General features: G+C 32.1%; 17 protein-coding genes. 14 read left to right on the top strand and 3 right to left on the bottom strand.

Going from position 1 to position 12,645, the window contains the following annotated elements; genetic code table 11:
* Positions 1 to 78: 78 nt before the first annotated feature.
* Both WKH56_RS16090 and WKH56_RS16095 read right to left on the bottom strand, forming a co-directional pair.
* Complete coding sequence (locus tag WKH56_RS16090) at positions 79 to 489, bottom strand: hypothetical protein (protein WP_048019287.1); 411 nt, start codon at positions 487 to 489, stop codon at positions 79 to 81.
* 100 nt (positions 490 to 589) lie between these two features.
* On the bottom strand, positions 590 to 1,021 hold the full coding sequence (locus WKH56_RS16095) for a hypothetical protein (RefSeq protein ID WP_221834160.1): 432 nt from the start codon (positions 1,019 to 1,021) through the stop codon (positions 590 to 592).
* Positions 1,022 to 1,552: 531 nt separating this feature from the next.
* Here WKH56_RS16095 and WKH56_RS16100 point away from each other — a divergent pair.
* From WKH56_RS16100 to WKH56_RS16160, 14 genes are all read left to right on the top strand, one after another.
* Positions 1,553 to 2,236, top strand: coding sequence for a DUF2711 family protein (locus WKH56_RS16100; RefSeq protein ID WP_260505898.1), 684 nt, complete (start codon positions 1,553 to 1,555; stop codon positions 2,234 to 2,236).
* A gap of 89 nt (positions 2,237 to 2,325) precedes the next feature.
* Positions 2,326 to 2,538 carry a DUF4304 domain-containing protein gene (locus WKH56_RS16105; protein ID WP_342836085.1) on the top strand — a complete coding sequence of 71 codons (213 nt, stop codon included), beginning with the start codon at positions 2,326 to 2,328 and terminating at the stop codon, positions 2,536 to 2,538.
* Between the two features lie 247 nt (positions 2,539 to 2,785).
* Positions 2,786 to 3,196, top strand: coding sequence for a hypothetical protein (locus WKH56_RS16110; protein WP_342836086.1), 411 nt, complete (start codon positions 2,786 to 2,788; stop codon positions 3,194 to 3,196).
* Complete coding sequence (locus WKH56_RS16115; RefSeq protein WP_342836087.1) at positions 3,193 to 3,792, top strand: hypothetical protein; 600 nt, start codon at positions 3,193 to 3,195, stop codon at positions 3,790 to 3,792. The genes WKH56_RS16110 and WKH56_RS16115 overlap by 4 nt, the downstream gene beginning before the upstream one ends.
* 143 nt (positions 3,793 to 3,935) lie before the next feature.
* Positions 3,936 to 4,289: a DUF2185 domain-containing protein gene (locus tag WKH56_RS16120; protein ID WP_048020727.1), complete on the top strand. Its 354-nt coding sequence runs from the start codon at positions 3,936 to 3,938 to the stop codon at positions 4,287 to 4,289.
* Between the two features lie 111 nt (positions 4,290 to 4,400).
* A complete protein-coding gene (locus WKH56_RS16125; protein ID WP_342836088.1) occupies positions 4,401 to 5,318 on the top strand; it encodes a DUF4240 domain-containing protein in 918 nt (305 codons plus the stop codon).
* Between the two features lie 22 nt (positions 5,319 to 5,340).
* Positions 5,341 to 6,012: a hypothetical protein gene (locus tag WKH56_RS16130; RefSeq protein WP_342836089.1), complete on the top strand. Its 672-nt coding sequence runs from the start codon at positions 5,341 to 5,343 to the stop codon at positions 6,010 to 6,012.
* 143 nt (positions 6,013 to 6,155) lie between these two features.
* Positions 6,156 to 6,467, top strand: coding sequence for a hypothetical protein (locus WKH56_RS16135; RefSeq protein WP_221834153.1), 312 nt, complete (start codon positions 6,156 to 6,158; stop codon positions 6,465 to 6,467).
* A 172-nt stretch (positions 6,468 to 6,639) separates the two neighbouring features.
* Positions 6,640 to 7,008 (top strand): hypothetical protein, encoded by a 369-nt coding sequence (locus WKH56_RS16140; protein ID WP_063247939.1) that lies wholly within the window; start codon positions 6,640 to 6,642, stop codon positions 7,006 to 7,008.
* Between the two features lie 47 nt (positions 7,009 to 7,055).
* Complete coding sequence (locus WKH56_RS16145; protein ID WP_048020733.1) at positions 7,056 to 7,403, top strand: hypothetical protein; 348 nt, start codon at positions 7,056 to 7,058, stop codon at positions 7,401 to 7,403.
* Between the two features lie 169 nt (positions 7,404 to 7,572).
* Positions 7,573 to 7,779, top strand: coding sequence for a DUF6678 family protein (locus WKH56_RS35150; protein WP_411736747.1), 207 nt, complete (start codon positions 7,573 to 7,575; stop codon positions 7,777 to 7,779).
* Positions 7,780 to 7,878: 99 nt separating this feature from the next.
* Positions 7,879 to 8,346, top strand: a complete 468-nt coding sequence (locus WKH56_RS16150) for a CDI toxin immunity protein (protein ID WP_310884508.1) — start codon at positions 7,879 to 7,881, stop codon at positions 8,344 to 8,346.
* A gap of 221 nt (positions 8,347 to 8,567) precedes the next feature.
* Entirely contained in the window at positions 8,568 to 8,999 is a 432-nt protein-coding gene (locus tag WKH56_RS16155; protein WP_013084307.1) for a VOC family protein, read from the top strand.
* Between the two features lie 581 nt (positions 9,000 to 9,580).
* Complete coding sequence (locus tag WKH56_RS16160; RefSeq protein ID WP_063247941.1) at positions 9,581 to 11,203, top strand: FAD-dependent monooxygenase; 1,623 nt, start codon at positions 9,581 to 9,583, stop codon at positions 11,201 to 11,203.
* A gap of 297 nt (positions 11,204 to 11,500) precedes the next feature.
* On the opposite strand, the gene WKH56_RS16165 is transcribed toward WKH56_RS16160, so the two are convergent.
* Complete coding sequence (locus tag WKH56_RS16165; RefSeq protein WP_063247942.1) at positions 11,501 to 12,349, bottom strand: class I SAM-dependent methyltransferase; 849 nt, start codon at positions 12,347 to 12,349, stop codon at positions 11,501 to 11,503.
* Positions 12,350 to 12,645: the final 296 nt, after the last annotated feature.

A 12,645-nucleotide genomic window follows, 5' to 3' on the forward strand; every position in this document is an offset into this window, starting at 1 on the left:
AATTATAACCGATATGTAAATAAGTTCCTATAAGCTACGTTATGGTAACTAAAGGTGTATAGCGCATACAAACTGTTTTTAGTGAGAGGGAACCGTTTTAAATACATATTTCAATATAATTGAGCTGATTCCAAAGGGGACTGAGCAACTTAGGGCAAGAATAAGAAATGGTTTAAATTCTAGGAAAATGCTTATACCATCACTTAGCGAAAATATTAATAAAATGATTGAAGTCCCTACAACTCCAGAAAGGACGTACAGTAGGAATTCAAATAAAGCTTTATACTTCTTTGTATCTCTTATAATCGTGTCAATCATTATAGAAAATGGAAGGCCAAATACTATAACAAATGGAATAAGAATCAATCCAGTCACGAATTGGTCAATAAAATCAGTAAAATCTATATATCTGCCTTCCAGGAATAAAATTGAAAAAGCTAAACTACCGCAGATGGATGAAATAATCACTGGTATAATCTTTGTTTTCATAAATGTAGTCTCCCAATAGAGTTTTATTATTTATATTAGGACCTTAAGTAAATAAACATTTTATTTCTATTTACTACCGAGTAATATGGATAATGTTTATCTACTGTACAGAACTCTTTTTTAATCTATAGTTCCATAAAATCGAACAAATCCCGAAGGGAACGGAACAACTTAAAGCGAGAATACAAATAGGTTTGAATGCCAACAGATTTATACCGTTTGTACCATCATCTAATGAGATAATAAGTGAAACTATCGTTGCACCTATCATTCCAAAAATAATGTATAGTGCTATTTCAATTAATTGTTTATATTTCTTATCTCTATTTTTAATTACAATATCAATTAAAATAGATGAGGGGATGCCTAAAACAATAACGACTGGAACAACATACATTAATCCAAGAACTAACCCAGCTATCAAATTACTAAAAGTAAGTTGTTCATAGGAAGAAGTATCAAGGGCTCCTACAGCAACTACTAAACTACCACATAGAGAAGAAATTAGCACTGATATGATTTTTTTAAACATAATATAATCTCCTATTAAATTTCTTAATTTATATATAATAGCATTTTTAGTAAATAAACACTTTATTTTTATTTACTACGGAGAATATGGATTATGGTAATTAACAATCTATTGGATAAATGTGTTAAATTTAATAATATCGGGGGGATATACTTGATTTATTTAGTTTGCACAATTATAGTTTCAATAATTTTTATCTTCAACATTGTTAAAGATAGAAATTTTATATGGTTATGTATGTTTATACCTATGTTGATAGACATTCTTATAGGGAAGATTCACTTTTTAGATTTTATAACCAATGGTTACAGGACTGCTATTTTTATAATTCTTTATATTTCAATATATTTCACTGTATTTTTATATGGCATTGATAAAATAGATCTTGAAGAACAACCTGACAATTAAAATATATTTTAGTTGTCAGGTTGTTTTTTGTGTCGATAAAAAAACATTATGGTAACTAGAAGTAAATGTTCTATACATATAAAATATACCTAACTAAGTACATTAAAAGGAGATGTTCCTATATTGTTGGATTATATACGGTTAGACTGGGATTTACCTATTTTACCTCAATTACCTAATGGCTTTAAGTCTGCTGCTATTCTATTTCATCCTTTTATTCAGATGCCCTATGGTTGGGAAAAAACAAAGAGAGAAAATCCTTATCAGCATATATATCCTAGTGATGAAGAAATGATTAACCTTGGCGAACCAATATCATGGATAGAAGTAATGTCTAAGAGTGGCTTAAAGTCTTATAAGGAATTATCCTTAGCGTTGCAAACTTCTACTGGTGCGCTTGGATATAAATATGAAAGGGAGGATTTAGCCAATCTATTAAATTCCTATCTTGAAACTATTCCTGATTTATATTATCCAGATTCTGATTGCACTTCACTATTTATAATAGATAGTTTATTAAAGGTTCTTTGTTCAAAAGGGGCAAATACTTTATATTTTTCTGAACCTATTCATGACACAAATGGTTCATTTAAAGTCATTGATATCTCACCTTTAGAAATAGCTAACTTATCTCCTAACGAGTCAATTATCACAGATGAAAATATGGATTTTGCATTTATGGGGATCTATGATTCGTTTATAACATTGCTTTTAGCTAAGGATACAAATATTGAGGATATAATTAAATCCCACAATCTTGAAGCTTTAATATGTGATAAAGAAGTATCCCCTAGTTGGTTCCTTTAGTAGGGGCCTAGAATAGATTTTATGATAACTAGAAGACTATAGTATATAGGCTTAGGGCTATTACAAAGAAAAGAGTAAGGAGTGCTAAAGTGTCTGTTGAAAGAGATAATATGATTAATTCTTTAAGAAAAAATGTTATTCCTACTTTGAGAGATCGTGGTTTTAAAGGTTCCTTTCCTCATTTTTATCGAAAACTGGAGAATCGTGTTGATTTGTTAATGTTTCAATTTAGTGCTTGGGGGGGAGTCCTCTACGTAGAGGTTTCTAAATGTTCTCCAGAAGGTCATATTAAAGGTCTATAATATTGATACCGACCATAGACAACGGTTAGGAAAAGAAATAGGTGAAATGTTTGAATTTAATAAAGATAACACAGAATTGGTTTCATTAAATGTAAGAGAATCATTGAAAGAAGGAGAAGAATGGTGGAATTCTTCTCCTAATTGGTGGGTTTAACGCACATAATTAAGTAACGATAAGAGTTGTTGTGTACACTTAAGTTGTATATGATATTCATAGTTATAAGTGCTTAAAAGGTGGAGATATTGTATGAAAGATAATTTGATAAAGAAGATATATGAACAGGGTTATCCTGATGCACAAACTGCACCTTTAGTGTCTCTAGAAGAGTTTTTCGAAGGTAATGAAGATGAAGGATCTATTGGCTGTAACCTTATGGACCATCCCGGAATTGATACTTTTTATTCTGTTTTATTTGAGATTAAAAGTAAGCCAAGTGTACAAGACGTACTTGTTGAAATTATGGAAGTTGAAGACGAGGAATATTGGCCATTTTCGGAAAGAATATATATCCTATCAAGCGCTAATCCCGAAGAAATAGAAGAATGGGTTAAAATCTTAGAACCTGACGAGATCGAGGAAGGTTATATGTTTGGTAATCCTCCTATTGCTCCAGAGTTGTATCCTAATCATAAAGTGTTTGGAGTTTGGTGGGATTGATAAATAAAGCTTTATCTAGTGCTTACGAAACTGGTTCTTTTTATGAAGGCAATATGGACTTTAGAGAATCAATTTTTAATTTAGAGCCAAAATTGATAGAGCTCGATGATCTTGAAACTTTGAAGTATTTATATTTCAAAATAAAGGACATTTCTCTACGTCATAAATTACTCTTGGTGTTACGAGATATCTATAATTCTCAGCTTGGTGAATTTTTTCAAAAGGCCTATAAGAAAGAGCGAGATTTAGAAATGAAATTAATAGCTGTACGTGGTTTAGTGAAATACGTTGAAGAACATGAAATAAGTAAAATTATGAATCATTTCATGAAAATCTTGATAAAGAGGCCTGAACACACTCCTTACAATTATAAAGAATATGAATATTTGCGTTCACCAAGTGGATTACCTTATCTAATTAAGGAATATAATTATAACTGCTTTCATCAAGTATTAGAGCAAGTAGAAAAACAGTATGAAGCTATGCCCTTCCAGTTTAAGAATCATTATACGTACGATGAAAATGATAACATAGTCGAACTAAGAAGCCCTGACGAGACTGATCAAATGATTGAAGACTTCTTTAAAATAAATTAACTTCTAAAAGACGTTAGACTAATGTTCTAACGTCTTTTGCTACCTAAAATACATTTTATATAAATAAGATATACATATTCAATAGAATTATAGTATCTTAAATAAAGCTGAATAGATGATAGATTAATTGAGGAGCATAAAACATGTTTAATTTTAGAAAAAAAGAGAAGAAATTTTATTTAGATGCAAGCCAAATAAAACAACTTATTGATTCATATGAAGGATGTATTGCAACTGATAGGATTACAGTAGATGGTTGTAAGGTTGGTTATATGTATAGAGAAGAACCCTATGAATATAACGAAGCAGATAGTGGTTGGAGGTTTCTTTCTGGAGATGAAGATGATCGTTACATGAATAACTCTAAAAAACATGGTGTTTATCTGGTAAATACAATATGCAATTATGATCCAGATATAATGCCGTTTCTTGATGCAGAACCTGGTACTGCATATATTCGTGATGAAAAAGGTAATTTCGTCCTTGATGAGGAATAAAACCTTCCTGTTGATACATTACTTTAAATAAGCTTATATATGATAGGTTCTTTTAACGTTCCTTGTTATTCTACCTATACTTACACTTTTAATTGAAAGGAATGACATATATTGAACTCAAAGAGAACCGTGCAAGTAGGAGATATATTTGCTGCTCCATTGCCGATGAATAAGTATGGTGCAGTTAAAGTAATGGATATCATTAATCGCTCTTATCTTTTTGGTATTACAAATTATATAGGTGAACAGATGCCTGCAATCGATGATCAGAATGTTTGTCAGATTTTAATTACAAATTCTTTACTTAATGAAAAAGAAGAACCTACATTTAAGTGGGTAGATGGAAGATTACCTGAAGAGTTAATCTATATTGGAAACATTCCTTTATCTCAAGAGGAATTAGGTATAGAGTCAAATGTGTATGGAGGGATATGGTCAAAAGAATGTGCGATGGATGTTTACTATAAATGGCGAGAAGAAACAGATCCTCAAGGGTTTAAACTTGAGATGCAGAAGAAAATAGAAGAAGCTGACGCCTATGCTGGTAGAAACAAGATTGTGAAACCAAAGAAAATGATAGATGATCAAGTCTTCTGGAACATTATTTCTTTATTAGACTGGAGTAAAGAAGATGCAGATGAGATTGTAGAGGCTGCTATTAAGGAACTTTCTACTTTCACTGCATGGAAAATAAGACATTTTGAAGAAACTCTCTCTTATAAGCTTTTCTTATTAGATACAGAAGAACATGCAAAAGAAATTGGTGAATACAGTTTTTCTCAACAAGATCAACACTTTTCACCTGACCTTTTCTTATATGCCAGATGTGCAGTCGTCGCTCATGGTAAAGAAGTTTTTGAAGATATCGTATCCAATCCTTCAAAAATGCTTAAGGACACTGAATTTGAAATTTTATTGTCTCTTTCATCAGAAGCTTATTATGTAAAAAAGGGTAAAGAATTCGAATATGAAAGTGGATGTAGTTATGAGACATTTTCGAATAAAGAAGGGTGGTCAAATACTCTTTAAGAACAAAAAGTGGGTGCTTACAATGATAAATAGACCTTATGGACAGCATTGGAAGGGGCATAAAGGCTTTAGAGCTATTGAAGGTAATGATGTTTATAATCATCGTTTTGGAGGACAAGAGTGGAATGTACCAAAATGTCGGTTATGTGGGGAAGATTTACATCAGATTTTATGTTTTAATCTAAAGGATGATCGATTAAGTGAACTTAGAACTTCTAAACTAGAAGAACTACCTTTAACGTCATGCCTAAATTGTTCTACTTTATGGGAGCCTCAACTATTTCAATTAAATCCTACAACAAAAAGTGTTACTGTTTTGATTCAAAATGATAAGGAAAAATGGATTCAAGACGAAGAAGGTAAAATAACTGTTCCTCTTCCTTATGCGAAATTCAAACTTATCGATATGTTAGAAGAAGATATACCAGTCAATGAAGATGCCTACTACGATGCATTTGACTTATTTGGTCAGGAGTACATATGTAGAGTGTTGGGAGCACCTCTATACGTTAACAAGCCAAATGATATAAGCTGTCCAATCTGTAACCATGACATGCAATATGTTTCCAGTATTACTCATGATTTTGAAGTAGATCTTGTATCCGTAGTGGACCTTTTCCTGGGAGAAATGATTATATACTTTTATTTTTGTAAAGAATGTTTAACCCTAAAAACAGAGATACAAGGTACATAACAACTACATAAACCATAAAAGCCCTTTTACGGGCTTTTTGTACTTCTACTTAGATTGATTATGTGAACTTGTTTTGCATATCCTATGCACCTTCATTTAGAGAACTAGATGAATTAAACTATTAGATAAATGGGGGTAAAAATATGAATAAAAAAATATTAGGTTCTTTCGAGGTGAAAGGAAATCAACTTATTGTTTCAGATCCTTGTTATCCAGTAGAGGACGCTTTTGACAAAAGTGACATATTATCTTGGGTATTGGAGCCAGCTAAAAGTGGAGAATGGGAATCGATTGTCTTCTTCACTGAAGATTTTACGATAACTAAATTAATAGCCTGTCACCGTGATGTTGAATTGGGTTCAGAATGGACAGAAACAGGTAAAAATATCGGCGTTGATTCTGCTATGGCGGGTATAATTAAATATTACTTAACTAACTACCATTTTAAACATTAATTTTAGAAATGCTACTAATCACTGTGATTACGTTAACTAACTTTGTATGGAATATACATAAGGTAATTGAAGAGTATTAAAGTATATGGGAAAATAATTGAGGAATTTTTGTTTTTTAATATTGTGCAAAAGAATCTATTTAAATAAATAGTTACGACCAAGGAGCAAACAAATGCGAGATTGTCCCGAAGAATTAGACTTTATTTCATTATTTGAATGTATTCCACTTAAAAAGGACCAAAATGAGAGCTTTTTGTACGATGAGTCCACTTTTACCTTTACGAGCGAAATGAACAGGTTTGAAGTGAAAATCTCACCATTCTATAATTTTTTCTCGCTTTCAGTAAAGGATTTAGAAGATGATGAGATCTTTTACTACAGTCTCGAATCGGTTACAAAGATTGAGATCATGAATGATAATAAAGAAAGCAAAGCAATTCGATTATTTATAGATCAAGGAATTGACCGTTTTATAATGATTATGGATTTAGTATTTAGACCCAAATTTAAAGTTGTGCTAAAAGAGGTTTCAGATTCCTAGAAGGAACATAAAATATATAAACTATACACCTTTAGTAAGGAGATTTAATGAGAAAATACATAATATTAGATATGCCTATAAATGACATTAAGAAAGTTATGATAGTGGACATCAAAGATGAAGTAAATATGTTTCTTTATAATACGTCAGATGATGTACCTTCAATCGTAGACTATAGTTTTGAAACATTACAAGAAGCTGAAGACTTTTTTAGCAAGGAATTTTCAAAAGAAAAAGATAGTATAGCTTCCTGGATTTATGTACCAAATCCAACTAAGGATTGTCAGGAAGATATTATTAAACCAGTAAGAATTAAAGCTATAAATACTTGTAATCCTCAATGGGGGACTTATGAGGAATTCGTAAATGGAAAGTGGATAGACATTAAGTTTTAGCACACCTACTACCAATAACGCACTTAGGGCCACTAAGGGGGAGTTTTTCATGAGTTCTTATGAATATCAATCAGTAATGAATAACACTAAATGGCAAAAAATTAGAAATGCAATGAACAATTGTTCTATAAATACAATTTAGAGAATACAGAATTTCAAAACTAAGTATATAAGTAATTGGGATGGAGATTGGTTTTATCATTTCAAAGGTAATTATAAAAACATTGAGTGGTTAGAAATAAAGGTCGAAAATTTAGAAGAGAAGGATCAGGTGATAAATATACTTAGAACAATTAACATACCAGGAGAAACAAAAGATGATGTTATAAAAGTTTATGGCTACGTTCAAAACAATAATCCTATAGATTATTTATAATAGCTAATGGTTCTTATAATCCTAGTTATGATAACTAGAGTCTCATACTAACTATTTCTTGACCTCCAAATAAGACAAGAATATGAAGAAAGGTATTGTATGATAAAAAAACAAGACCGACAAAAAAGATTAGAGTTTCTATTGGCAAAGAGAAAAGAATTAGAGAAAAAAGAAGATAAAGGGCCTCTTTTTTCAGAATGTATAAATGTCTTAGGTAAAGGCGTTATTATTTATTCTCCTGAAAAAAGTGAAGAAAGATATTACTCGTTTCAAAAAGAGGTTCCATTCACATTTTACGGAAGGATAGAATGGGATAAATTTGATAAATACTGCGTAATTACTTATTTAGAAGATGTAAAAAGCTTAATAAATGACGATGATCTTGAGATATATTGGAGTACAAACAATTTTCCTGTACTAAAGACAAACTTTGAGAACATCTTAAGCGTATATGACGATGTTGTAGCTGTAGGTAGTGACACTTTTCTTTATGTAGAAAATAAATACGTAATAGAAATTTATCATGACGGAGAAATGGGAATAGGTTTTTTAAATAATTTCCGATAACACGTTTTATGGTAACTAGGTTTGTATATGGTGTACATAGAAATCTACGTTTTCAGATGTACGTGTATCTTTTTTCTTAATAAACTAACGCTGCAGGATAACCCAATGAATTTGTTGTATAGATATGTAGTGAGAGTTATGACTAAATCAAACGTGAATTCTTTTTTCATCTAACTGTGATTTAGTAAAGTCTAACTAAAATTTTAAAAGAGGTGTTTTTAATGGTTTTAGGAATTTATCCTTATTTAGTTATGAACGGTAATGGACAAGAAGCTGTTAAATTTTACGAAAAAGCATTGGATGCAAAAGTTATTGGAGTTCAAACGTTCGGAGAAATGCCTGGAAATCCAGAATTTCCTACTCCTATAGAAGCAATAGACCGTGTAATGAATGCGCACTTAAAAGTTGGTGATAATGATTTGATGCTTTCTGATACATTCCCGGGTCAACCATACCAAATTGGATCACAAGTAACGGTAGCTATCACTATAGACAGTGTAGAAAAATCAAAAGAAGTATTTGAAAAACTGAAAGAAGGTGGTCAAGTAGGAATGCCACTTCAAGAAACTTTTTGGAGCCCATCATATGGCCAAGTAACAGATAAATTCGGTGTTACTTGGCAAATTTCCACACAACCTGCTGATAATGAGTAATCAATGAAAAGCTGTTATTCTTATTACCTCAAGAATTCTTCTCATGCAAGCTTTTCTTGGTTGGGTTCCTGAATGTGTTTTATATTAACTAAGGATGTGCATCACATACATTTAAAGAAGAAAAACCCACCTAATTTGAGAGGTGGATTTTTCTTTTAGTTAAATATTAAGGGTGTAATTGCTTGTTACTTACATATCATTTAATATTTTTGTAGGCATTTATTATAACCTATCAAATCATTTTGAGAAAGTAAAAAATGAAAACGATTACTTTTATATTCCCTACCGATAAAATCCATTATGAGAACTTAACATGTATAAAATAGAAGGACACAGACAGTAAGATAATACAGAATAGAACACATGTATAAAGTCAGGAAGTGTTTGTTGTTTCCATTAACATTAGTGAATATTCTTTTAAAAGTTATAGAAAAAAACGCCCCTTATTTGGGGCGTACTCTATTATCATTATAAAACATAACCTAAAAACAGTCTACAATTTCATTTTTTTTTAGGTTATAGTTTGATTACTGAATTCAGTAAGACCCATGGGTACATTTAAATTTGAAAGGAAAATTTCTATGATACACAAACATGTTCCTGTTTTAATAGTAGGTGGTGGTCTTAGTGGACTTACCTCTGCTCTCTTTTTGGCACGTCATAACGTTGATTATTTACTGATTGAAAAACACACTGGTACAGCTATCCATCCAAAAGCTGGAGGGATTACATTTCGTACGATGGAAATATTTCGACAACTTGGATTGGAGGCAGCTATCCGGACTGCTAGCAAACCATTAGATAATATTCGTGGAAGGATTGCTGTAGAGACAATCAAAAGCATAGACCCTGAGAAATTAGAAACTGCGGAGAATTCCCAAAAATCTCTTGAAAAAGAGAGAATAGAAAATTTTGAAAAGGTGAGCCCTTCAAAGCCAGCATCTTGTTATCAAATTGAACTAGAACCTATCCTTCTTCAAGCTGCTAAAGAGGGAAAAGGGCATATACGCTATAATACTGAACTTATAGAGTATCAACAAGACGATTTAGGAGTTACAGCAACTATAATAAATAGAGAGACAGGAACGAAAGAAAAAATTCGAAGTGATTATTTAATTGCGGCAGATGGTGCTAAAAGCACAATTCGTCAACATACAAAAATTCCAACTACAGGAAGAGGAGTGATCGGCGGACATTATATCAACATCTATTTTCAGGCTGATCTAAGTCGCTTTCTGAAACCTAGCCAGTTTGGCTGGATTCAAATCCTAAATCCAGAAGTATTTGGTGCGCTCGTCACTGTTAACAATCGTGATGAATGGATTTATCATGTGGCCTATAATCCCTCAACTGGAGAAAGTCCAGAAGATTTTTCTGAAGAGCGATGCTGTGAGATTTTAAAAAAAGCTATAGGAGTTTCAAATCTTGATATTGTCATCTTCAGTATTTTACCTTGGGCAGCTGCAGAACAGACAGCCACTCGTTTTCAAGATAGTCGAGTCTTTCTAATTGGAGACGCAGCTCATCTTATGCCACCTACCGGAGGATTTGGTTCAAATACAGGTATTCAAGATGCTCATAATTTAGCTTGGAAACTTGCTGCAGTGATACACAAACAAGCTCATTCACGATTGCTCCAAACTTATCATAATGAAAGACACTATGCTGCAGAAGTAACAACGAAATATGCCAGTGATTTGTTATTTAATGTTATAAAGAAAGGTGTAAGCACCCTCAATAGTATGGATCATACTGCAGTTACTGTAGGGTATAAATATAACTCAACAGCAATTATCAAGGAAAACTCCGATACGCCGCATAGAATGGATCAATTAGAACTAAACGGAAGGCCAGGTACTCGTGCTCCACATATGTGGTTGAAGTACCAAGGTAAGCGTATATCTACCTTAGATCTAATAGGTGAAAATTTCGTCTTATTTACGGGGAAAGATAATAGCCTTTGGCGCACTGCTACCCGGAATGTATCTTCTCACTTAGGTGTTCCTATTAATGTTTATGGTATCGGTTTACAAGGAGATTGTGTTGAGTGTGAGGATGAGGATAGCTGGGAAGCAGTGTACGATGTTACCTCTCAAGGAGCTGTATTAATAAGACCAGATGGTTTTGTAGCATGGCGTACAAAAGAGGGCGAATCAAATCCTCATCTAACTCTTAAGCAGGTCATGACTAGCGTACTATGGTAAATAAACTAATACGCATGCTCCTGACTTAAGATTAGTTAAAAATTAAAGAATATAACACCTCAAAAGGCATACGTGTTAAAACGTATGCCTTTTGAGTGAGCTTTCATAAAAATTACAAAATATCAATATCAGATATTGCAGACAGATAACACATTGTATCTTTTATCTTTTGATCAACTGTTATATTAACTAGATATTAAATTTAAAAGTATTTACCTTTATTGCTTACTCTTATCGACGGCAAATTAGCAATTTTTCTATAAAGTATTACACTTCTAAATTAAAGAATATGAAAGTTTATTCAACTACAGCTAGTGCAAAATACACGTTTTTATGCGCCTTTAAGTTCACATTTAATTCTGTCATATATCGTTTCTCAATATCCATCGGGCTTAAATTCTCAAGCAACTTCAATCCGAGTTCTGCCATTTCTTGCTTCATACTAGTTGGATCAAAACCTGTTTTCATTGGCTCTCCTATCTTATTCATCATTTTTTCTTTCTTTTTCAAATCAGTGGAAGTAGTTTCCTCATCAAATTCATCTACACTGAAGTAATCAAATACTATCATGCTCCCAGAGGGAGTTACTTTAGGTATATTAGCTAGTGTTTTATATACTTCTTTTTTGGATAAATACATTGTAACTCCTTGCCAGCTGAAAAAACTTTTGGATAAGGCAGAATAGTTTAGTGATGAATTGAGTTTATTTACTATATCCTCCCGAGTGAAGTCAATAGAAATGTAATGTAGGTTTTCTGGATGACCCCAACCCACCTTATCGACACGTTGACGTTTAAAACTTTGCGTCGCAGGATGATCTAGTTCAAATACATTAAGACTCTTTAACAAATCAGGATATCTAAATGCAAAAGTATCTAAGCCAGCACCCAAGATTACATACTGTTCTACACCAGTTTCAATCGCCTTCATAAAACAATCTTCTGTGTATCGAGAACGGGTGATAGAGGCTGTAGAATTCATTAAGGCTTCTTTTGGCATAATCTTCTCTATTAATTTTTTTTGTTCTTCAGGAACTAGTTCGTATGCCAAAAAGTCATTGAAAATTTTGTGGTTTGCATATTTCGAGTGAATACCTCGAATATAAGCTGTCATCATCGCGGTAAAACTGATTTGGTTTTCTTTCATCTATGAATCTCCTTTTGCAATTACATTTGATTTTAACATTCAAATACTATTTTACCTTTAAAGGATTATTCCAGAAAATGGCCCGTTGGTGGTATAACCTTATATTACTTTTACCATAGGAAACCCCTTCAGATGGAGGATTTAATAAAATTTGGTAACCAAGTGCTGTAATTTTTTATTCTATAATTTCTACTTCACTAGCTACCTTTAAATTCTCCCCTCATTGCTTTTATATGAATACCAATCATATTCTGTATTTTATTGAAAAAAGATTTAAATACTAGACTAAAAAAAAA

It is taken from the genome of Priestia sp. SB1, assembly GCF_038898415.1.